Raw genomic sequence first — 21,300 nt, forward strand, 5'->3', positions numbered from 1 at the left:
TGTGGTGAACCACTGATTTTTATGGTTTATGGGTGGCTAACGGGCAGCATTTAAAGTAGGAGCTATCGAAAAAGCCTCATCAGCCCCCATATTTGAAAGGGGGGTTGAGGCTAATAAAAAACAAATATTTTATTTCTCATCTTGATACATAGTTAAAATTTGTTTAGCTTGTTTACGTAATCCATCTATTATTTCTTTTGGTTCTAAAATTCGCGCATGACTTCCAAGTCTTAAAAATAGTGATGTTATAAAACCAAGCCCATCTTTATCAATAATTGTATCTATGTATCCAGTTTCATCTTCTTGTGTGACTACAAAACCATCAAAATAGGGAACGCTTTTACATTGACGTACGCCCTCCATTGTTAAGTGTACATGTAATCGAATTGGTTTTTTGACTTCATGAAAGTCGAACCATTCTTCTAATTCATGAATTTATCTTCACTTTTTTCGGTTGATAAGATTGAAAGAATGCGATCTTTCTCTTGTCAGGGCTGTGATTTCAGGTTTTTTCTTCATAATAATTCCTCTTTTCGTTGATGATACGACAAATGAGCATAAACTGACGGTTGATAGAGCATTGAAAAGTTCTATAATTATATATATAATACGACAGTTTGTTGGATTAACCAACCGAAAGGAGTTATCTATTATGAACTTTTTTAGAAGACATTGGTATAATGTTGGATTAGTTGTTGCCATCATATCTATTGTGTATTTAATCTTTGCTTGGGGGGATATGAGTATTCTCCAAAGGTTAGTGTTTATGAACTTTATAGTGCTTTTAATCCATCAATTTGAGGAATATGGATTTCCAGGCGGTGAACCAGCAATAATGAATATGGCACTTCAACCTAGTACTAAATCCTAGAAATTACCCTCTTAACCAAAACTCAGCGATGATTACGAATGTTGTTATAGTTTATATTATGTATCTAGTTCCAGTATTTTTACCTGATGTAATCTGGTTAGGATTGGCTCCAATGTTGTTTGGTATGATGCAGTTTGTGGTTCATGGAATTATGACACCTAAGAAACTTGGACAATTTTATAACCCTGGATTGGCTGCTGTTGTCTTGGGGCATATTCCGTTGGGGATTTATTATAGTATCTCCGCATTATCCAAGCAATCCAGATGGAAGCTTCTACAACAACTGGTCAACAAAGGGAAATGTAAATCCTTACACAGGCGAAAGTGGGTACCAAAACATACCTTGATTACTAGGAAGAGACTCATTCTTATTCAAATGAGGGGTGGTCAAGTGAAGAGACTGACGGATTTGGCAGCTTAGAAGAACTTATGGAGGTTCCGATTATACAGAGTTAGATTTCTACGAATTACAACAGCAGAGATTGGAACTCCAACAACAATACGAATGGGAACTTGAAGAATTGAAAAATGCTTATGAATATGATCAAGAGGAACTGAAAAGGCGAGTAGAGGAATTAAAAGCGAGAACGGCTGAATTGGAACAGAACATTAATTCCTTGCTAGAAGAATTGAAGGAAACAAAATACACTCCTGATTATGAGCCTTATGAATCCATTTTTGAAACCGAGGAAACACAGGAAATTGATTACCTCGCAAATGTGAAATTTGAGTACAGCTTCTAGTATTTTATTTCTTAACAAAATTTAAAAAATTATTGCTAATCTCAAAAAAATATGCTATTTTTATTTTGAATTATAAAATAAATAATATGATGCTTGTTTTTACCCCCGGGTAAAAACACTAAAAAGCACTGAATTTCACTCCGTTAGGGCCTTTATAGGAGGGGTGAGATTCAGTGCTTTATTGTCTTTTTAGGGTAAATGCAACTTCATACTTGGAGAGGAGCAGGGATTTACAGAGTAAAAATGGAGTAGAATTGGACAAGAAATTATAAATTTTTCGAGTAACTAGAAAGGGGCTAATACTAATGTTTGATATTCGTATTCTAAGTAAAGAAGATGTAACGAAAATTATTACTATGCAACAAGTAATAGAAGTTGTTGAAAGTGTTTATAAAGCAAAGAGTGAGAGCTTAACAGACGTATGGCCAACAGTATTTTATGAATTCAACCGAGGTAAAGCTGATTTAGATATTAAATCAGGGTATTTAAAAAGTAAGCAACTTTTCGGGCATAAAACGGTCACTTGGTTTGGAGATAATGCCGAAAAAGGAATTCCAACACTAATCGGTATGATTGCTGTATTTGATGCGGAAACAGGGATGCCTCTTGGTATGACAGACGCAGCATATATTACTGGCATGAGAACTGGAGCAGCAGGCGCATTAGGCGCTAAATATTTGGCTAGAGAAGACGCAGAAAACCTATTAATAGTTGGTGCTGGGAATCAAGCAATCTTCCAAATTGCCGCTACATTGACGACAATGCCAACAATTAAAAAGGTACGAGTAGCTGCACAGCAACTAGCCAATGCAAAAAGTTTTGTCGAAGGGATTCATTATAAACTTCAACATCAATTCGGTATAAGCATAGATAATATCACATTTGAAGCTGTAGAAGATTTAGAAAAAGCTGTACATGATAGTCATATTATCATTACGATAACCCCTTCAAGAAAACCAATCATCAAAAAAGAATGGCTAAAAATAGGAACGCACATTTCTTGTATCGGTGCGGATATGGTAGGAAAGCAGGAAATAGATGCTGAAATACTGACATCATCCTTACTGTTTGTAGACGATACGAAACATTGTAAAGAAGTTGGTGAAATAGAAATTCCACTTAAACAAGGCGTTATAAATGAAACAAATATCATTGGTGAACTAGGCGATTTAATAGTTGGTAAAGTTAAGGGAAGAACAAGTAATGAACAAATAACAGTTTTTGATGCTACTGGTATGGCGCTTTTAGATATAGCTACAGCTGATATGGCACTAAAGCAGGCAGAGAAAAACGAGCTTGGCACGAAAACAAATATTTAAAAGGAGATAGAAAAATGAGTTTACATTATAAAGAAATACAAGATGCTTATACACGTATTAAGAAATATGTACCAACAACACCCTTAGAAGAATCCTATTATTTAGGAGATCAAAATCAACGCTATTTCTTTAAACTTGAATCATTCCAAAGAGCAAAAAGTTTTAAAATTCGTGGTGCATTAAATAAAATGATGACACTAACAACAGAAGAAAAAGAACGTGGTATTGGAACTATTTCTTCAGGAAATCACGGCAGCTCTGTTAGTTATGCAGCTTCAATTCTTGGTATCAAAAATGCAAAAGTTATTGTTCCTAAAAACACACCGCAAAGTAAAATTGATAAAATTAAATATTTTGGTGCAGATGTTATGCTGATGGGAAATAGTTATGATGAGGCACATGCTCTTGGAATGACTTATATAGAGGAAAATGGTCTTACATTTATAGATGCATATTATAGTGATCCAAAAATATATGCAGGTCAAGGAACAATTGCTATAGAAATTCTGGAACAACAGCCTGATATTGATACGATCATTGTTCCAATCGGCGGCGGAGGCTTGATTACAGGTATTGCAGTTGCTGCAAAATCCATTAAACCAGATATCCGTATTATTGGGGTGCAAACAGAGGCATGCCCCGCTATGATAAATTCTTATAGAGATAATACCTTCTACGAAGAATATCCTAGTGAAGAGTCACTCTGCGATTCCCTAATTGGTGGTATCGGAAAACTAAGCTACGAAATGGCGAAGGATTATGTTGATGAATTTCTAATTGTTTCAGAGGAGTCCGTTGCAAAAGCCGTTAGTTTTATGGCAAAGGAAGAAAAGTATATTGTAGAAGCTGGAAGCTGTACAACCATAGCTGCAATAATGGAACACATAGAAAAAATTGGTGGACAAAACATAGCACTTGTTTTATCAGGTGGAAATATTGATGGTAAACTATTAACTTCTATTTTGGCGAAATATTGAAAATTCAAAGACAAAGCACTATTGTAATTAAATCCGTTAAATTTTTAATTCTTTAACTTAAAAGGTTATTTTGATTCATACTTTAGGAGTACTAAGTGACCTCAAAAGAACCTTTTGTAACTCTCCCCCTATTGCTCAAAATGTGGTACAGTTGCAAACTTATATAAGCACGGTAAAAAGAAGCAGTTATTTTTCGATCTACCAATGCACGCTAAACGTGTCGGGATTTATATAAAACGACAGCGTTATAGGTGTCGGGAGTGCAATGAAACATTTTTTGAAACCTTGACTGATATGGATGTCAAGAATAGACTTATAGATTGGATTCAGGAAGCCAGTCTTGAAAAGACATTCACCAGCGTTGCAGACGATATAGGCGTTGATGAAAAGACTGTACGAAACATCTTTAATGATTACGTTGTAGAACTTGAAGCACAAACAGATTTTAGAACTCCCTAATGGCTTGGTATTGATGAAGTCCATCTACTCAAAAACTATCGTTGTGTCATTACAGACGTTGAAAACAAGTCTGTAATTGACTTGTTAAGGAGGAAAGTGCATGACAATTAAATGGGATGAAATAACAAATGATAATGTAAGTAATTTAGAAAAAGCCCTAGAAATTTTTGATCGAGCATTTCCTGTCGAAGTGAGAGAAACACATGATGTTTTCATAAAAAGCTTACAATATGCAAAAAGCAGTAAACCAAATAATTATCGATTCCTAATTGGTTTTGAAGGAGAGAGAATTGTATCTTTTGCAACAGGACATTATTTAGCAGATGTTAATGTAGGATTTATCGTTTATATTGTTACGAACCCTCTTGTGAGAAGTAAAGGATTAGGAACAAAAACATTATTGAAATTAGAAGAATTATTAAACGAAGATGCAAGTTTTGCTGGAAACACCTCGCTGAAAGCAGTTATCTTGGAAACAGAAAAACAAGAAATGGCACATACAGTAACGGAAAAGCTAGACTGTATCAGAAGAAATATATTTTTCGAAAGGAATAATTATAAACAATATAAAAACTTAGACTACATCCAACCACCCTTACATTTTGGAGCCAGTCACATACCTTTAAATTTATTTATTAAAAATGTGCAAAAAAATAGAATTAGTGATGAAGAAATCAATGTTTCCATTGGAGCTATTTTTAGAGAAAAATATTATATTGTAAATGGAATTGATAAGAATATTCTAAAGCATTGTCTTAGAACGATGGGGATCGATGGTGAAGGCTTATTCGATTAATTATGCTAAAAGAACTGTAGTTAAAAATTTGATTTGATTTTCAGGAATAAAAAAAGAAATTTTCATAATGACTTTACCCGTATCGTGTACTTTGGATTTTACGTATCCAGCATCAGAAAAAAGCTTTTCCATATGTGGTTTTGAAATAAAGTTTGATAATTTATAATAACAGTCAGTTTGAATAATTTAAAAATAACCATAGAACTTCAAACAACTTAATTGTTACACTCATTCCAATCGATACCGCCTAATAGAAATTAAAATACCAAAAAAGAGGGAGTTATAAATTATGAATAATAAAGAATTAAAAAAGATCGCAACTGCAATTACTTCACCTACAGAATTAAATGATTTTGTTGAGTACGGAGGTGTTGGTGCAGCCATTGAAACCGTAGATGGTAATATATATACAGGGATTAGCATAGATACAGCTTGTTCTATGGGTTTTTGTGCAGAGCATGCAGCAGTTGCAGACATGTTGAAACATGGTGAGTATCAAATAAAAGCTTTTGTAGCAGTGGACACCGAAGGAAATGCTGTTCCACCATGTGGACGGTGCCGTGAGTTGATCAGTCAGCTTTCAAAAGAAAATTTAGAAGCTGTTGTAGAGGTTGAAAATGATACGTTTGTTTTATTGAAAGAGATTTTGCCGTATGATTGGAAAAACAATCGAGGTAGACAGTGGTAATTGTTTATTAAGTATTTAAATTTTAATAATTTTAGAGTTAGGTATTTTTGAATATTTCTAAAATTAGTTAAGCTATTCGAGAGGACTATAAACATGATGAACAATGCTTGAGTTTAAGACCGGCTATTATCCAGCCGATCTTTTCATTGTTTAATTATAGAGACAGGTTAGTGACATTAGAAAACCGACTGTAAAAAGTACAGTCGGTTCTTTCTAATGTTATAAAAGCAATTCATTGGGACTGTCAGCCAATTCCTGAATAGAAGTCATAAACATTCCTGCATGATAACCATCACAAACAGCATGATGGACTTGTAAAGATAGCGGTAAATAAATTGAATTACCTTTTTTAATGAATTTTCCTGCTGTAATAATGGGCAGAAGATAATTACTGTTATTATTGATATTTAAGTTAAACCCAGTAAATGAAGTCCATGGAATCATAGAAATAGAAAAAGTATTTTCAGGTATAGGTGTTTTGGGAAACAACTTCCCCGAACCATTATATTTCTCTACATCAGAAAGGTATAACTCATTAAACTCTTTGAAGTCATTCTTTCCTGTAGTCCAAATACCAGAGAATGTTTCAGATACACTATCAAAAATCGTATAAAGTGGGTCTAACTTATCCCAATAACCTAAATCTCCCTCGCTATTGTAACCCGTTCTAAAAGCTGTATTTGAGTTTATCACATTTGTCACTAAGAAAATAAATGCAGGATAAAATTTATATCCTTTTTGTTTTAAGTTTCGGTATAAAACACTAATATCAATTTCTGTGGTTATGCTAAAAGTCGTTTGTTGGTTCAAATAATGATTAAATATCTCTTTTCTCTTCCAATTGTCTAAATCAATTTTATTAAAGTTCATTTGATATGCCTCCTAAATTTTTATCTAAAGTGAATTTAGGAGGCAGACTTGTCAGCTTTCTTCATTAGAGTCAATCCTTTTTTAAAAGTTAATAACATTGTAACCGATTTATATATATTTTTAAATCAAACCTTTCCATCCAATTTTGGTTTATTGACTAACGGGTGCGAGAGTTGAAGAGATAGTATTGCTGCGGCAGATCATTTTTCTATTTCTTCTTCAACTAAATGGCAGTTTAGCATTCCTGTAGATCGTTAAATATCAGGTTTGAAAAAAATAGAGCCCCTCAGTAAGATACGAGTATAGAGTCCAATCTAACTCAAAGTCTTAAGGAGGAAGCCCTACTATGAATTTTAAAATGCAAGACAAACAAAATCAACTAATAGAAAGAATTTCCGATACACAGCCTTAGAACATTATTTAAAAGTGCACACTGTAATATAAATTGAACCGCCGTATACGGAACCGTACGTGAGTCTGTCTAACAATTTTAGGTTATTTCCATTTATTAGGGGATAATCGATATCTAATGTCGAATACCTATAATAAAGGAGCTGCTGAAAATGCCATTTATTATAGGTGAAGAAAGAAATCAAATTACCCTATTCCCTTATACTTTGGATGATTATGTTAGTGAAGATAATCCAGTAAGAGTAATTGATGCATATATAGATAGTTTAGATTTAGAGAAACTAGGATTTGTTATTTATTCTGGAAACAGGTCTGGTCAAAAACCTTACAGAAGACAAGATCTCCTAAAATTATTTATTTATTGTTATATGAATAAAATCAGGTCTTCTCGTTTGATGGAGACCGAGGCAACCAGAAACATTGAATTAATGTGGTTAATTGGGAAAATCAAGCCTGACCATGGTACTATATCTTCATTTATGAAAATTAATAAAAAAGCCATTAAGCAACTGTTTAAAGAATTTACACTTATGTTAAAAGGATTTGGACTTATTGACGGCATCCTGGTCGCTATTGATGGTACCAAGATAAAAGCAAATAGTGCAAAAAATAAACACTTTAACGAAAATATTATTAAAGAGAAATTAGAATACTATGAAGCAAAAATTGAGGAATATATCAATGACGTATTAAACACAACTGATGACGAAAGTTTGAAACAAAAAATTAATGATAAAATTGAGTGTTATCAAGATAGGATAAAGAATTTAAATGCCATTAAAGAAGAACTAAAAGAACAAGGAAAGAAACAAGTTTGTTTAACTGATTCAGATGTAAAATCGATGAAGAACAACGGGAAATTTGAGGTTTGCTTTAATGTTCAGGCAGTTGTAGATAATAAAAATAAGTTAATTGTTGACTTCGAAGTAGTAAATGATGTTAATGATCAAGGCCAATTATCAAATATGGTAAAAAAAGCGAATGAAGTATTCGAGGACCAAAATATTACAGCTTTAGCTGATACAGGTTATTTTAATATGTCTGAAATAGTTGAAGTGGTTGATGAGCGGACCGAAATTCTTATAAAGCCTCAAAAAGGAAAACAACAAAAGGTTGAAAACGGTTTTGATAAATCAAACTTCAAGTATGATCAAATAAATGATGCTTTTATTTGCCCGATGGGCTACTGTTTAAATTTTAAATGGAACGGAAAGCAAAACGGTAAGGATTTCAAACGCTATACGTGTGTAAACTTTAATGAGTGTGGAAAAAAGGAGATGTGTACTTCTGCAAAAGGTGGAAGATCAATAATTAGGTTTAAAGATGAAGAAATCATTGATCAGGTTACTGAAAATACCATTAAAAAATATCACATTTACAAGAAAAGGGGTTCTATAATAGAGCATCTATTTGGAACCATAAAACGACATTTCGGTTATACCTATTTTTTAACAAGAGGGCTTGAATCAGTAAACACTGAGGTAAGCTTTATTTGTCTTGCCTATAATTTTAAAAGACTAATAAATATTATCGGAGTTAAAGAGTTAATACGAAAATTCAGAGGGGGCATCGCCCCCATTTTACATGTATTCTATGAAATCATATTATTTTAATCAAAAATCAACAGAAAAATTTCCAACCTTTATAAATTTACAATTAGTTGTTAGACAGACTCACGTACGGTGGTGTGAGAGGGGCGAAAATAAATTACTTTATTTTCCCTCTACTCGATTTAAAGGGGGACTTCCAATACAAGAAAAACAACTTGTTTTTCTTTGCCTGTTTCATTTTAAGGGCTTATGGGAGCCCTTCATTTTTTCTATTTACCCCGATGTAGGTAATGCTGTGTGGCATTTCCTGCATTAAATTGCTCAGTAATATATTGAACAGCCTCTTGTAAGGCTAATTTACTGTTACAAGTGAAAACATCTATTGCCGCATAACCGTACTCTGGCCACGTATGAATCGTTAAATGTGATTCTTGAATAATGACTACACCGCTAACCCCGTAAGGTGAAAAATGATGGAAATGTTCGGCCACGATCGTTGCCTTTGCTTTATGGGCAGCTTGACACATAATCGTTTTAATTTGTTGCACGTCATTGAGTAATGTATCATTGCAATCGTGCAACTCTAATAAAATATGATGCCCTAATGCATGCTGGGATTGTATCTTTTGTACTGTTCTCTTAATTTGTGAAAACCTTTTATTTTTACAATTCGGGCAACCACTGGCTTGAAGTTGAGCAATCGTGGTGTATTGATAGCCAGCGCCGACTGTAAGTGAGTGCTGACAATGGGTACACTGATAAACGACGGATTTCCGCTCAATTTCTCCTGTGTAAATTGGTCGCGTAAATTTACGCTGATTAGGAATGGAGGAAGTCATTTGCTCAGTTGTTTGTAATACGAATAATTGGCTTGTAGCACCTATAATCTGCGCACCTTCGTAGGTGTTTATGTCGTATTGAATACTGTTAATCACGAAGCCCATAGCATGTAAGCTTTGTTGTAGCTGCCACTGCTTTTGATAGCTACGTTTAGCGTAGGAAAAAAACACATGCCTCATTGCTTCTGGCTTTAGTGCGTTAATTGCACGTGATAAAAAAAGCTGTGCGCCAATCAAGGTATATGGTGTATCTGTGTATACGCAATCAAACTGGTGGGCGTATGTTTTAGGCAAAGGCTCCTGAACGTTATAATAATCTGTTTTAATCGGAAGCTTAAAGTCCTTTGCTATTTTGCTAATCGTACATAAAATTCGTCTATCAATATCTAACACAACAATTTTAGTTGTAGAATTTGGAGCGATTTTCTTTAGTAAAAACGCTAATGCTATACTGATGAAATCATCATCACCTAAACACAAAATGCGCTTATTGAGTAGAATCGTATAGTCTAGTGCGAGAAATGCACGTTTTAATGCTGTCTCAACTGTACATTTTGCTTGATCAATTGTCACGTCAGCTGTGGGTCTAGCGTCATAAATAGTACTTAATTCGCTTATATTTTGTGTAATCCATTCCGTACGAAATGCATCATCTGTCGTTAATTGAAGGTAGAGTTTAGCATCAGCACCTGAGAGTTGAAAGTATTGCGAGATAGCGAGCTGGCCTTTTTTCGTTAAACTATGTTTACCCCAACCTTGCTTGGCAAATTCCTTCTTCATTGCTGAAACGATAGGTATCGGTAAGTCAGTCGTATGAGCTAAAGATTTAGTCGTGCAATTTTTATGGAAATATAAAGCAAGTAGAGCTTTTTCTAATGTGTGATAATGTTCTTCAAGCTGCATATCAGCTGTAATTTGTTGTAATTGTTTTTGCATTGTAGATTCGTCCTCTCAATTTTAATAAGTAAAAAATTAAAATTGTCTAAATCAACGAATAGAAAAAGCGCGACTAAAACTAGTCGCGCTAAATGTTTATACGAAGCTAACTAATTCTAATCCTGCTTTTTTTGTACAACAAATAACACCCCAGATGGGTGGTATGTTCGACAAAAATAAGCTATTACGTTGATTCAGATTAGAATTCTACAATTAACAAAAAGTTCACCCTTTAATAAAATAGTACTTCTACTATATAATAGATATAAAAATTTCGCAAGTTTTTAGTAAATCATCTCTTGATAGCGCAATATTTGCTCAAAAAATGTATAGAATTGGAGAAGACAATGGAGGCAATTAAAAATGGATAAAGAACTTATACATAATCTCGAAAAGGCTCTTGCATATAAGAAAAACACTCGAATCTCTGTTCCTACATATGGTGCGTTTTTTACGATGATTCAATCATACTTTGATCTCAATTGGGCGAAAAAGAGGCATCACTGCTTTTGATCGGCGCTGGTGGTGAAAATGAACTTTCATCATGGTGACCACCAAGCATAAGTGGAAAATTATTGAAGTTGACCCTTCTCAGGAGATGCTTCAAATCGCTAACAATAATCAGTTCAACTAGGGTCGGAAAGGCGTGTTAGACTCATTCAGGGAACGATTGACGACCTTCCACATATAGACTCGAAATTTGACAGGGCCAGTTGTATCTTGGTTCTTCATTTTATTGATGATATTCAAGAAAAGTTGAGGCTGCTCAGGAATATCAATAATCATTTGAAGCCTAGAAAACCTTTCGTACTCGTTAGTGCATACGGAGACCAAGATAGTGCCGAACTTCATGACAGAATAGACGTATGGAAAAGCTTTTTCCTGGATGCTGGATACGAGAACTCCAAAGTGGACGATATGGGTAAAGTCATTATGGAAACTTCCTCCATTTCCGAATACTTATTTCAAACCCGCCCGATTCCGCCAAATGTCTTTTATATTTTATCCAATTCGTCTACTGCACTTGTTGTGCTTGTACTTTCTATCTATGTTGCAGAAAGGTTTGCTGGACATTGGTTTACAAATGCCATTATCAAAACTGGACAAATGACATTAACGCACTAGTAAGCCATGTTATTGTGTTGGGATTGGAATATTAGTATTGTTAAATAGAATGGAAAACCAAACACTTGCCTTCTCACTTATGTTCTCATTCCTCTTTTTTGTAGGAAGTATTTTTTTCTCCGTTTTTTGGAGAAAAAAATACAAAAGAGGACCTATTGAGTTATTTATGAGAAAAATAACTCAATAATTGCCTTTTTATACTGTAGGTCAAAATTATTTATATGTTGAAAAACAAGAAGATCAGCAAGAACCCAAGTAATAATTGCGGGTATTAGTTTAATATGATGGAAAAGCCAATATACCTTACCGCATAGGAAATCGGCTTTTATCATTTTAGAAATTGTATAAAAATGAATATAACAGGTAAAGGAGACAGTATTAATGACCAATAATTACATACTAATAGAAGAGTTCAACAATGCAGTATTAGATAAAAACTTAAAATGGTTCTCCCCACCTGAAAAATGGGAGGTTAATTGCGAGAAATCGAACTTAATAATAAAAACTGACAAAGAAACAGATTTCTGGCAAAAAACACATTATGAATTTCAAGCTGATAATGGGCATTTTTTATATTATGAACTAAATGGAGACTTTAGAGTGATTACTAAAGTAAAATCTAAACCAAAGAATAGATATGATCAAGCTGGTTTAATGGTTCGATTTTCAAAAGATACTTGGTTAAAGACATCAGTTGAATATATACCTGATGGGATTAGTAAACTAGGTGTTGTTGTAACAAATTACGGCTATTCTGATTGGTCTAGCCAGGAATATTTAGAAGATCTGGATTCGCTTTTCTATCGAATTACGAGAAGAGGAAGTAATTACTATGTTGATTATTCATTAGACGCTACTTCATGGAAACAAATTAGAATAGCCCACCTCTTTGAAGAGAAGGATTGTATTAATGTGGGTATTTATGCTTGCAGTCCACAAGGAGAGGACTACGAAGCTGAGTTTGACTTCATTAAAATTGAAAATATAGATAAAAATACAATAGTTTATTAAAAACACAAGGTTATTTTTATTCTTATAAGAGGTGGGAAATCCGTAACAAAAGATATACCAGATAATATTGTAGTAGGTGGAAATCCTGGAAAAATAATTAAACAAATTGAATAGCGACCATACATGGGGAAACGAGGTCTTTAAAGATGCTTGCATTATAAAGCGTAAAGAAGCAGAAAAAGAGAGACTAACAGAAAATATCACTTGGATGGCTGAGGTGATAAAAAGAGGGAAGGATTCTCTCAAATCAACCCCAGGGGAGCGATTTTTTGCTACGGAGTTTGAAGGATTCGAATTGGAGGGAAATATGGAGATCGGATAAAGCCCTGAGATCCAATGAGTGTTTGTGCGTAACAGCAGTAAAAGAACAATTTGTTTCAAAACATTTATATTTTAAGCAATCGAGCTTGTATTGAATATACCAGAGGAGGAGGTTGACACTTATGCATCATAAAGAGTTAAAAAAGATTGCAACTGCAGTTACTTCACCTACAGTATTAAATGATTTTGTTGAGTACGGAGGTGTTGGTGCAGCCATTGAAACTGTAGATGGTAATATATATACAGGGATTAGCATAGATACAGCTTGTTCTATGGGTTTTTGTGCAGAGCATGCAGCAGTTGCGGATATGCTGAAACATGGTGAATATCAAATAAAAGCTTTTGTAGCAGTTGACTCGGAAGGAAATGCTGTTCCACCATGTGGACGGTGCCGTGAGTTGATCAGTCAGCTTTCAAAAGAAAATTTAGAAGCTGTTGTAGAGGTTGAAAATGACACGTTTGTTTTATTGAAAGAGATTTTGCCGTATGACTGGAAATCTAATCGAGGCAGAGAGTGGTAATAAGTATCTATTAATTTAACAATACAGAAAAAGGGATACCAAAGATATTACGATAAATACCTGGAATGAAATAGCAAAAAGGGCACCTGGAAAAAGGAGTGTACTTCACTTATGTAAGAAGAAATCGCTGTTTGAGTACATCGAGTTCTTCTATAATTCTAAGCGCATCCATTCGACTTTGGGGTATTATACACCGAACGAATATGAACGGATGTATGGAAAATCTGCAGCTTGATTTCACCTTCATAAAAACGTTTAAATCGTTCTTTATTTAAACATTTTTATGAAGGTCACCAAGCGAAAGCGCGGTAGAAATCTGTGTCTACTATCTTGACATAGTATCAAAATGTACGGATGTAAGCGGATGTTAGAAGAGGAAACAATTCGTATAATACTAATTAACGCTTAAATAAACTTGGTTATAAAAATGTCTAAGCCCTTGGTACATAAGGGATTAGACGTTTTTTTATTATATCATAATTAAGGTTAAGAAGGATTAACGCTTATTTTAAGAATTAACGCTTATTTTTGTGGTACTTCTTCAACTTCGGACAGGGGAGTCAAAGAAAGAGAAGTAGTAGAAAATTGACTAACACTTGGGAGTTAAATTAGATATTTATTCTAAAATAATTTGAGATTGAGAAGGAATGTACTTAAAGTAAAAGGTTTGTTTAAGTGAAAACTTTCACAAAAGGATCTGTTCTATACAATAGAATAACCGGATTTTTCAATGATTGTTTTCAAAATGAAACTGTAAGCATATCATGGCTACCGGCATTAATATATTCATGTCCTCGCTAGCGCAATGAACTTCATGATTTACAAAAATAAATTCAAAAATGGAGGGCAAATTAAAGGGGAAAACATTTTTTTTCATTTTAGACAATATTTCAGTGGATTTTTTTTAATCACTCGTATACTATAGGAGGGTATAGTATATTGTGAACGTGGAGGTGAGATTAGATGAATGAAAAAATGAATGATGATTGTCATCTTTCTAAAGAAAGAAAGAGTCATCATTCCGATAAAGTAAAGAAAAATTTGGTTACTCGTTTAAATCGAGTAGAAGGTCAAATCCGTGGAATAAAAGGGTTAATCGAAAAAGATACCTATTGTGATGATGTTATTACGCAAATTTCAGCTACACAATCTGCTTTAAACAGTGTGGCAAAAATTCTTCTAGATGGACATTTTAAAACTTGTGTATTGGAACGAATAAACGAGGGTGATACAGAAGTATTAGATGAAGTTCTTTTAACTATAGAAAAATTAATGAAAAAATAAATGGGAGTGTTTATTAATGGAAAAGATTACTTTAAAGGTTAATGGAATGTCTTGTGGCCATTGTGTAAATTCAATTGAAGGTAGTGTTGGAAAACTTGATGGTGTTAATTCTGTTAAAGTTAATTTAGCAGAAGGGACAGTCGATGTTGAATTTAACCCTGCTGAAGTTACCTTAAGCAAGATCAAAGAAACAATTGATGACCAGGGCTATGATGTTGAATAGGAAGTTAAAGATAACGTGCGACGAACAGCACGTTATCTTTAACAACGAAATATACCCCCTAACCGTATGAAAGAGGTGAATATCGATGAGTAATGATATAAAAGAAACAATTTATCAAATTACAGGAATGACCTGTGCGGCATGTGCCACAAGAATTGAAAAAGGACTCAAAAAAATGGAGGGCGTAAAAGAGGCAAATGTTAATCTAGCACTTGAAAAGTCCACTATAAAATATGATCCAGAAGTTGTATCTGAACAGGATTTCCAAAAGAAAATTCAGTCTTTAGGATATGATGTTGTAAGGGAAAAAGTGGAATTCGATATAACAGGAATGACCTGTGCGGCATGTGCAAATAAAATTGAAAAACGATTAAACAAATTAGATGGAGTTGAAAAAGCGACTGTCAATTTCGCGTTAGAAACTGTCCTTGTGGAGTATAATCCAGAACAGATCTCTGTCTCTGAAATGAAAGAGGATATTAAAAAGCTAGGATATACCCTTGAACAAAAGAAAGAAAATGCGGGAGAACAAGTTGACCATCGTCAAAAAGAAATTGAAAAGCAACAAGGAAAATTTATTTTCTCTCTTATCTTGTCAATCCCTCTATTGTGGGCGATGGTTAGCCACTTTGAATTTACACGATTTATTTGGCTGCCAGATATGTTTATGAATCCTTGGGTTCAATTAGCTCTGGCAACACCAGTACAATTCATCGTTGGTAAACAGTTTTATGTGGGAGCTTTTAAGGCGTTAAGAAATAAGAGTGCAAATATGGATGTGCTTGTTGCACTTGGTACATCAGCTGCTTATTTCTATAGTTTATATTTAAGTATTAGCTCGATTGGCTCCGGCGCTCATATGGTAGAACTCTATTATGAAACAAGTGCTGTTCTTATTACCTTAATTCTATTAGGGAAACTGTTTGAAGCTAAGGCTAAAGGACGTTCGTCTGAGGCGATTAAAAAATTAATGGGACTACAGGCAAAAAATGCAACTGTCGTTCGTGATGGTCAAGAGATGATTATCCCAATCGAAGAAGTTTTAGAAGGAGATATTGTTTATGTAAAACCAGGTGAAAAAGTGCCGGTTGATGGTGAAATTGTGGAAGGTCAATCAGCGGTTGACGAATCGATGTTAACGGGTGAAAGTATTCCGATTGATAAAACAATTGGAGATAACGTTATTGGATCAACGATTAATAAAAATGGTTTCCTGAAAATTAAAGCAACAAAAGTTGGTAAAGATACAGCATTAGCTCAAATTATTAAGGTGGTTGAAGAAGCACAAGGCTCTAAAGCACCGATCCAACGTTTAGCTGACGTGATTTCAGGAATATTTGTGCCGATCGTTGTAGGAATAGCAATTATTACTTTCCTTGTGTGGTATTTTGCTGTAAATCCTGGCGATTTTGCGGATGCCCTTGAGAAATTTATTGCGGTATTAGTTATCGCTTGTCCTTGTGCACTTGGTTTGGCGACACCAACTTCAATTATGGCTGGCTCAGGTCGTGCTGCCGAATTTGGAATTTTGTTTAAAGGCGGGGAGCACCTTGAAACAACTCATCGCTTAGATACGATTATTCTTGATAAAACAGGTACGGTTACAAACGGAAAACCATCTTTAACGGATGTTATTTTAGCAGACGGCATGGATGAAAAGGAATTTCTAACGCTGGTTGGTACGGCTGAGAGAAACTCGGAACATCCACTTGCAGAAGCAATTGTGGAAGGTATAAAGGAAAAAGGAATTAACCTTGGGGCATCTGATACATTTGAAGCTGTTCCTGGTTTTGGTATCCAATCAACGGTGAATGGTAAGCAGTTATTCATCGGTACACGTAGACTCATGGCGAAATATTGCATCAATGTCCAAGATGTACTAGCCAACATGGAGAACTTGGAAAAGCAAGGGAAAACAGCTATGTTAGTAGCCATCGATGGGCGCTATGCAGGTATTGTGGCGGTGGCAGATACCATTAAGGATACATCTAAAGAAGCTATTGCCCGATTACACAAAATGGGCTTAGAAGTAGTAATGATTACAGGGGATAATACCCAAACAGCCCAAGCCATTGCGGACCAAGTTGGAATTAAGAAAGTGATTGCAGAAGTTTTACCAGAAGGCAAGGCGGAAGAAGTGAAAAAGCTTCAGCAAGCTGGTAAAAAAGTAGCAATGGTAGGAGATGGAATTAATGACGCTCCGGCACTTGCGACAGCTGATATCGGTATGGCAATCGGTACGGGAACTGACGTTGCTATGGAAGCTGCAGATATTACACTTATTCGTGGCGATTTAACTAGCATTGCGGACGCAATTTTCATGAGTAAGAAGACAATAACAAATATTAAGCAAAATCTTTTCTGGGCGCTTGCATATAACGTCATAGGAATTCCAATCGCAGCAGCAGGTTTATTAGCACCATGGTTAGCAGGTGCAGCAATGGCATTTAGTTCTGTATCAGTTGTTCTCAACGCACTCAGACTTCAGAGAATTAAGTTAAAAGCTTAATGTAGAAAAGGAGGATGCTTATATGAAAAAAAGCATAATGATTTGGGCTGTTTCGGCTATCGTTTACCTTGGGATCGTCATCGCTGGTTACAGTGTGTATGCAAGCATTAATCCAAAATCAGAGGAACACAATAATCATACAGCTACTGAACAGGGGGAAGAAAGCAGGAATCATCAACAGCACGAGAATCATGGTGCAAACACTATCAGTGAGGTTACACCAAAAGTATCCTATGCAAATGGAGAAATCACAATTGAATTAAAAGATAATAATAATCATGCTCCGGAACTGGAAGTTTCTCATGAAAAATATATGCATTTGATTGTCGTTAGCTCAGACTTAAAAGAGTACTATCATTTACATCCAGAACAAAAGGGCGAAGGAACATATCAAGTGAAGGTAAATTTGGCAGATAATTCTTATAAAGCCTTCGTTGATATCCAGCCAAAAGGGCTTCAATATGCGGTAAGACCTATTGAGTTGCAGGTTGGGGAAGCACATCATATACACGGCAAAAATAATCTCATTACAGATAAAGATTTTACAAAGACAATAGACGGTCAAACGGTTGAATTAACCCCTCATTCATTTGAGGTCAACAAAGAGGTTACTCTTAATTTTGATGTAAAGGGTGAGAAACCTGAAGAGTATTTAGGTGCGTTAGGTCATGTTGTCATCCTAGATGAAGCAGGAGAGAAATTTATCCATGTCCATCCAGTTTCGAATGATAAAACTGTATTTGAAACACAATTTGATAAGCCGGGTATTTATAAGCTTTGGGCTGAATTCAAGTTTCGCGGACAGGTCAATGCCTACCCATTTGTTATCGAAGTTAAATAATAAAAGGTGAAGGGGTGATAATGATGGCAAAAGTTCAACTAGAGCTTTATACGAGACCTACCTGAACGGATTGTCAGGTAGGGAAAGAGTTTCTTTCCAAAAATAACGTAGCGTATATTGAATATGATTTAACGAAACTACCATCCAAGGAAGAGGACTTAATCAAAATAACGGGTACAAGAATTGTTCCAACATTTGTATTTAAAAATAAATCGTTGTTGGGGTTGATGAGTAAACCGAAAGTCCTGATTGGATTTGAACAAAATGTAGATGAAATAAGGAAGACTTTAAACATAGAATCCTGACATTACCTGTCGCATTATTTAGCGACAGGTCTAATTTTCACTAATATATACCTTACCGGTGTATAGTAAATAATTAATTAAAAGGGGGAGAAGAAAATAATATGGAAAATGGTGTGAAAAAAATTAAGATCGCCGTAAATGGAGGAATAGGGTTTGGGGCTAAACTCAATCCAAAACAACTTGTTACAATCTCAAAATATATGAATGAAGATGAGGAACTTGAACTAACAACATTACAACAACTCATTATAGAAATCTCGGAAGATAAAAAGGAAGAAATCATAGAAGAATTTCAAAAGGTTGGCTTAGCATGTTATCCGGTTGGAAACTTTGTAAAAAGCTTGAGAACCTGCAATTTTTGCAAAGGGGAAATAGAAGAAGGAATGCCGGTGGCAAAAGAGCTAAATCGCCGTATAGCAGGAAAAGCCGTACCGTTTACCCTAAAGGTTGCTTATACAGGTTGTCCTATAGGTTGCGGTGAACCAATGTTAAGTGACATAGGTGTTATGAAAATTAAAGATCATTACAATTTATATGTTGGAGGAAAAGCAAAAGGGAAAGACGCTGAGGTTGGTTCCTTGCTAATGGAGAATCTAACTCCAGAAGAATTATACGATGCTGTTGAAAAGATCATTGCTATGTATTCAGAAATGGGTAAAAAGCGGGAGACATTTTACAAATTTTTAAAACGGATAGGTAAAGAACAATTGATAAGTAATATAGTTGAAATGGAATAAGGGAGTTTCTTAGTTGGAACAGTCTTTTTCCATTTACAAGAAGTTTGTGAAATATTTTACTTAAACAAACGGGTGCTTTACTTCAATAAGGAGTAAGGCTTTTTTCTTGTTCAACTCCCTCAGTTTAATAGCTTTTTCTTACGAATGCTCGCTTATTCGCAGGATTTCATACCACTTTGTATCGGCATATCGGATGAATTAAAAGAGTCATGACAGTTTTGGTTAAATGAGGGCATGTGGAAATAGAGGATTAGTCTAAAATCCCATATACTTCCATGATTATGCACGCATTCTCCACACTGTCCTTGGAGGCTTTCCCTCCCATGTCTCAACGGGTCTCAGCCCTTTCATTCCTTCGTCATGCCTATCCAAGGGGTGGAGGCCGGTTTTGCTAACGGAACGGGTCGGTGCCCTTTTGTGGAACACATCCGGTACTCCGTGCTTTCTTTGAAATCCTACGAATAAGCCAATTCTCGTAAATAACTAACTTCTAAAAATGTAAATAAACGACTAAATCTTAAGCTGCTATTTGTGTGATAGATAATACTTTTTCAGGTGTGTAGTCTAGTCCATTTCGAGCCATTCCTACTAAGATTCGAGCTAGTTTTCCACACAGCTTCATGATCGACTTAATTCTCTTCATTTTTTTCACCTTAACATTGGCGGAGTGGAGGGCTTTGAACTCAGGGTTATTCATCACTAAGGCTATCGTCGCCATAAACAGAAAACGCCGAAGTCGAGAACGACCACGTTTGGATAATTTAATCTGTCCTTTCCACTTACCTGAACTTGCCTCAGCTAGATGTAATCCTGCATGCCGTAACAGGGAATTTCCGTGGGTAAACCCACTTAAATCTCCCGCCTCTCCCAAAATACCTGCCAGTGTAATAGGACTAATCCCTTTAATGGCAAGCATCTTCTTGACACAAGGTATTTGCTTCAGTACGTCTGTAGCTTCTTTTTCAATTGTTTCAAGCTGGGCAGTGGCAAGATCGTATTCTTCGAGTAATTGGTTTAAATGAAGCTTATGAGCATCGATGGCCCGCTGAGTCCCGACCGAACTTTTCGCAAGTTCAATAAGCAAACGAGCTTTAGGAAAACCAGCGTGTCGTTTCATTAATAATTTCCATCTATCCACTATTTCTTGTGGCTGTAATGTCTTTAATTCTCCTGGTGTTGGGAAAGCGCGAAGGGTGGCAATGGCACCTTTGCTCATTATGTCTTTAAACACTTGCCTTAGTTCTGGAAAAACGATTTCCACCCAACGGTGGAGTTGATTTTTGGCTGTGACCAAACGTTTTACAACCACGTCACGGTTGGACATAAGCACTCGTAGTTTTTCGAATGTTTCCGAATTGGAACGTGTAAAAGCATAGTAGCCATTCTTGACCATATCAGCGATGACGAGGGCATCTTTTTTATCACTTTTAGATTGGGTATTGTCTCGGTTTTCCTTATTTTTTTTGACTAAATGAGGATTAACTAAAACGACTTCTATATGATGTTCGGATAACCACTGGGCTAAATTTAACCAATAGTGTCCTGTAGGTTCCATACCAACTATTACTTTGTTTAAGTTTTTAGATTGGAGGAGTTTATTAATCCATTGAAATAATTGAAGGAAAGAGGTTCTCCAATGATAATCCCACGGTAGTTTACTGCTCGGGATACATGTATTTGTTGGGCAATATCAATCCCTACAACAAGATGTTGGTTAGTAATTCTTTCAATTAGTTGATTTTGTTTGTGTTGCATTTTAAACTTCATAGTAGAGCTTCCTCCTTTGATGATGAGTTAGAGTGGTATCCATACTCTTATCTTACTGAGGGGCTCTCTTTTTTTCAAAGCTGATAATTAACGATCTACAGGAATGCTATCGGGGTGCGATGCTTTAAGAGGGCCACGCCTTTTTCTTGTTAAACTAAGAGTCAGGTTTATTTAAAAAGAAAAAAATAAAAATCAAC

At 35.2% G+C, this 21,300-nt stretch carries 21 protein-coding genes and 5 pseudogenes; 22 read left to right on the forward strand and 4 right to left on the reverse strand.

All coding sequences use genetic code 11. From position 1 onward, the window contains the following. Positions 1–129: 129 nt before the first annotated feature. Positions 130–479: pseudogene (locus tag M5A78_RS15350) on the reverse strand (WYL domain-containing protein); the annotation flags it as partial. Positions 480–652: 173 nt separating this feature from the next. On the opposite strand from M5A78_RS15350, the gene M5A78_RS15355 reads away from it, so the two are divergent. From M5A78_RS15355 to M5A78_RS15385, 9 genes and pseudogenes are all read left to right on the forward strand, one after another. Further along, positions 653–871 carry a hypothetical protein gene (locus M5A78_RS15355; protein WP_248736157.1) on the forward strand — a complete coding sequence of 73 codons (219 nt, stop codon included), beginning with the start codon at positions 653–655 and terminating at the stop codon, positions 869–871. 28 nt (positions 872–899) lie between these two features. After that, on the forward strand, positions 900–1,292 hold the full coding sequence (locus M5A78_RS15360) for an HXXEE domain-containing protein (protein WP_406603706.1): 393 nt from the start codon (positions 900–902) through the stop codon (positions 1,290–1,292). Between the two features lie 61 nt (positions 1,293–1,353). Further along, positions 1,354–1,614: a hypothetical protein gene (locus M5A78_RS15365; protein WP_248736159.1), complete on the forward strand. Its 261-nt coding sequence runs from the start codon at positions 1,354–1,356 to the stop codon at positions 1,612–1,614. 305 nt (positions 1,615–1,919) lie between these two features. Then, the gene (locus M5A78_RS15370; RefSeq protein ID WP_248736160.1) at positions 1,920–2,933 is read left to right on the forward strand and encodes an ornithine cyclodeaminase family protein; all 1,014 of its coding nucleotides are present in this window, start codon (positions 1,920–1,922) and stop codon (positions 2,931–2,933) included. 14 nt (positions 2,934–2,947) lie between these two features. Further along, positions 2,948–3,910 carry a threonine ammonia-lyase gene (locus M5A78_RS15375; RefSeq protein ID WP_248736161.1) on the forward strand — a complete coding sequence of 321 codons (963 nt, stop codon included), beginning with the start codon at positions 2,948–2,950 and terminating at the stop codon, positions 3,908–3,910. Between the two features lie 144 nt (positions 3,911–4,054). Then, positions 4,055–4,162: pseudogene (locus tag M5A78_RS24965) on the forward strand (transposase family protein); the annotation flags it as partial. 42 nt (positions 4,163–4,204) lie between these two features. After that, the gene (locus M5A78_RS24970; protein WP_406603709.1) at positions 4,205–4,369 is read left to right on the forward strand and encodes a transposase family protein; all 165 of its coding nucleotides are present in this window, start codon (positions 4,205–4,207) and stop codon (positions 4,367–4,369) included. A 100-nt stretch (positions 4,370–4,469) separates the two neighbouring features. Next, positions 4,470–5,165 (forward strand): GNAT family N-acetyltransferase, encoded by a 696-nt coding sequence (locus tag M5A78_RS15380; protein WP_248736162.1) that lies wholly within the window; start codon positions 4,470–4,472, stop codon positions 5,163–5,165. A 289-nt stretch (positions 5,166–5,454) separates the two neighbouring features. Further along, on the forward strand, positions 5,455–5,853 hold the full coding sequence (locus M5A78_RS15385; RefSeq protein WP_248736163.1) for a cytidine deaminase family protein: 399 nt from the start codon (positions 5,455–5,457) through the stop codon (positions 5,851–5,853). Between the two features lie 219 nt (positions 5,854–6,072). On the opposite strand, the gene catA is transcribed toward M5A78_RS15385, so the two are convergent. Beyond that, a complete protein-coding gene (catA, locus tag M5A78_RS15390; protein ID WP_248736164.1) occupies positions 6,073–6,723 on the reverse strand; it encodes a type A chloramphenicol O-acetyltransferase in 651 nt (216 codons plus the stop codon). Between the two features lie 563 nt (positions 6,724–7,286). Here catA and M5A78_RS15395 point away from each other — a divergent pair. Beyond that, a complete protein-coding gene (locus tag M5A78_RS15395; RefSeq protein WP_248736165.1) occupies positions 7,287–8,747 on the forward strand; it encodes an IS1182 family transposase in 1,461 nt (486 codons plus the stop codon). Positions 8,748–8,953: 206 nt separating this feature from the next. Here M5A78_RS15395 and speD read toward each other — a convergent pair whose 3' ends face one another. Then, positions 8,954–10,459: an adenosylmethionine decarboxylase gene (gene speD / locus M5A78_RS15400; RefSeq protein WP_248736166.1), complete on the reverse strand. Its 1,506-nt coding sequence runs from the start codon at positions 10,457–10,459 to the stop codon at positions 8,954–8,956. Between the two features lie 363 nt (positions 10,460–10,822). On the opposite strand from speD, the gene M5A78_RS15405 reads away from it, so the two are divergent. The 12 genes and pseudogenes from M5A78_RS15405 (at position 10,823) to M5A78_RS15460 (ending at position 19,336) form a co-directional block, all read left to right on the forward strand. Next, positions 10,823–10,972, forward strand: coding sequence for a hypothetical protein (locus M5A78_RS15405; protein WP_248736167.1), 150 nt, complete (start codon positions 10,823–10,825; stop codon positions 10,970–10,972). A 144-nt stretch (positions 10,973–11,116) separates the two neighbouring features. Beyond that, the gene (locus M5A78_RS15410) at positions 11,117–11,584 is read left to right on the forward strand and encodes a class I SAM-dependent methyltransferase (protein ID WP_406603710.1); all 468 of its coding nucleotides are present in this window, start codon (positions 11,117–11,119) and stop codon (positions 11,582–11,584) included. A gap of 79 nt (positions 11,585–11,663) precedes the next feature. Then, positions 11,664–11,771 carry a DUF418 domain-containing protein gene (locus M5A78_RS24975; protein WP_406603711.1) on the forward strand — a complete coding sequence of 36 codons (108 nt, stop codon included), beginning with the start codon at positions 11,664–11,666 and terminating at the stop codon, positions 11,769–11,771. Between the two features lie 194 nt (positions 11,772–11,965). Further along, a complete protein-coding gene (locus M5A78_RS15415) occupies positions 11,966–12,595 on the forward strand; it encodes a DUF1349 domain-containing protein (RefSeq protein WP_248736168.1) in 630 nt (209 codons plus the stop codon). Between the two features lie 443 nt (positions 12,596–13,038). Further along, positions 13,039–13,437 carry a cytidine deaminase family protein gene (locus M5A78_RS15425; RefSeq protein WP_248736228.1) on the forward strand — a complete coding sequence of 133 codons (399 nt, stop codon included), beginning with the start codon at positions 13,039–13,041 and terminating at the stop codon, positions 13,435–13,437. A 121-nt stretch (positions 13,438–13,558) separates the two neighbouring features. Then, positions 13,559–13,672: pseudogene (locus tag M5A78_RS15430) on the forward strand (IS3 family transposase); the annotation flags it as partial. Positions 13,673–14,400: 728 nt separating this feature from the next. Then, entirely contained in the window at positions 14,401–14,721 is a 321-nt protein-coding gene (locus tag M5A78_RS15435) for a metal-sensitive transcriptional regulator (RefSeq protein ID WP_248736169.1), read from the forward strand. A gap of 16 nt (positions 14,722–14,737) precedes the next feature. Next, positions 14,738–14,944, forward strand: coding sequence for a copper chaperone CopZ (gene copZ, locus M5A78_RS15440; protein ID WP_248736170.1), 207 nt, complete (start codon positions 14,738–14,740; stop codon positions 14,942–14,944). An 85-nt stretch (positions 14,945–15,029) separates the two neighbouring features. After that, entirely contained in the window at positions 15,030–17,453 is a 2,424-nt protein-coding gene (locus M5A78_RS15445; protein ID WP_248736171.1) for a heavy metal translocating P-type ATPase, read from the forward strand. A gap of 22 nt (positions 17,454–17,475) precedes the next feature. Then, positions 17,476–18,294 carry a hypothetical protein gene (locus tag M5A78_RS15450; RefSeq protein WP_248736172.1) on the forward strand — a complete coding sequence of 273 codons (819 nt, stop codon included), beginning with the start codon at positions 17,476–17,478 and terminating at the stop codon, positions 18,292–18,294. 80 nt (positions 18,295–18,374) lie between these two features. Beyond that, positions 18,375–18,599 (forward strand): annotated as a pseudogene (locus M5A78_RS15455) (glutaredoxin family protein); the annotation flags it as partial. Positions 18,600–18,700: 101 nt separating this feature from the next. Further along, entirely contained in the window at positions 18,701–19,336 is a 636-nt protein-coding gene (locus M5A78_RS15460; protein ID WP_248736173.1) for an NAD(P)/FAD-dependent oxidoreductase, read from the forward strand. A 517-nt stretch (positions 19,337–19,853) separates the two neighbouring features. Here the strand turns inward: M5A78_RS15460 and M5A78_RS15465 are convergent. Beyond that, positions 19,854–21,103: pseudogene (locus tag M5A78_RS15465) on the reverse strand (IS110 family transposase). Positions 21,104–21,300: the final 197 nt, after the last annotated feature.

The sequence above is a fragment of the Neobacillus rhizosphaerae genome, from assembly GCF_937468385.1.
Taxonomy (GTDB): domain Bacteria; phylum Bacillota; class Bacilli; order Bacillales; family Cytobacillaceae; genus Neobacillus; species Neobacillus rhizosphaerae.

Coding starts and splice junctions, on each gene's coding strand:
- M5A78_RS15355 (WP_248736157.1), top strand. CDS start 653: ATGAACTTTTTTAGAAGACATTGGTATAATGTTGGATTAGTTGTTGCC.
- M5A78_RS15360 (WP_406603706.1), top strand. CDS start 900: ATGATTACGAATGTTGTTATAGTTTATATTATGTATCTAGTTCCAGTA.
- M5A78_RS15370 (WP_248736160.1), top strand. CDS start 1,920: ATGTTTGATATTCGTATTCTAAGTAAAGAAGATGTAACGAAAATTATT.
- M5A78_RS15375 (WP_248736161.1), top strand. CDS start 2,948: ATGAGTTTACATTATAAAGAAATACAAGATGCTTATACACGTATTAAG.
- M5A78_RS24970 (WP_406603709.1), top strand. CDS start 4,205: ATGGATGTCAAGAATAGACTTATAGATTGGATTCAGGAAGCCAGTCTT.
- M5A78_RS15380 (WP_248736162.1), top strand. CDS start 4,470: ATGACAATTAAATGGGATGAAATAACAAATGATAATGTAAGTAATTTA.
- M5A78_RS15385 (WP_248736163.1), top strand. CDS start 5,455: ATGAATAATAAAGAATTAAAAAAGATCGCAACTGCAATTACTTCACCT.
- catA (WP_248736164.1), bottom strand. CDS start 6,723: ATGAACTTTAATAAAATTGATTTAGACAATTGGAAGAGAAAAGAGATA.
- M5A78_RS15395 (WP_248736165.1), top strand. CDS start 7,287: ATGCCATTTATTATAGGTGAAGAAAGAAATCAAATTACCCTATTCCCT.
- speD (WP_248736166.1), bottom strand. CDS start 10,459: ATGCAAAAACAATTACAACAAATTACAGCTGATATGCAGCTTGAAGAA.
- M5A78_RS15405 (WP_248736167.1), top strand. CDS start 10,823: ATGGATAAAGAACTTATACATAATCTCGAAAAGGCTCTTGCATATAAG.
- M5A78_RS24975 (WP_406603711.1), top strand. CDS start 11,664: ATGTTCTCATTCCTCTTTTTTGTAGGAAGTATTTTTTTCTCCGTTTTT.
- M5A78_RS15415 (WP_248736168.1), top strand. CDS start 11,966: ATGACCAATAATTACATACTAATAGAAGAGTTCAACAATGCAGTATTA.
- M5A78_RS15425 (WP_248736228.1), top strand. CDS start 13,039: ATGCATCATAAAGAGTTAAAAAAGATTGCAACTGCAGTTACTTCACCT.
- M5A78_RS15435 (WP_248736169.1), top strand. CDS start 14,401: ATGAATGAAAAAATGAATGATGATTGTCATCTTTCTAAAGAAAGAAAG.
- copZ (WP_248736170.1), top strand. CDS start 14,738: ATGGAAAAGATTACTTTAAAGGTTAATGGAATGTCTTGTGGCCATTGT.
- M5A78_RS15445 (WP_248736171.1), top strand. CDS start 15,030: ATGAGTAATGATATAAAAGAAACAATTTATCAAATTACAGGAATGACC.
- M5A78_RS15450 (WP_248736172.1), top strand. CDS start 17,476: ATGAAAAAAAGCATAATGATTTGGGCTGTTTCGGCTATCGTTTACCTT.
- M5A78_RS15460 (WP_248736173.1), top strand. CDS start 18,701: ATGGAAAATGGTGTGAAAAAAATTAAGATCGCCGTAAATGGAGGAATA.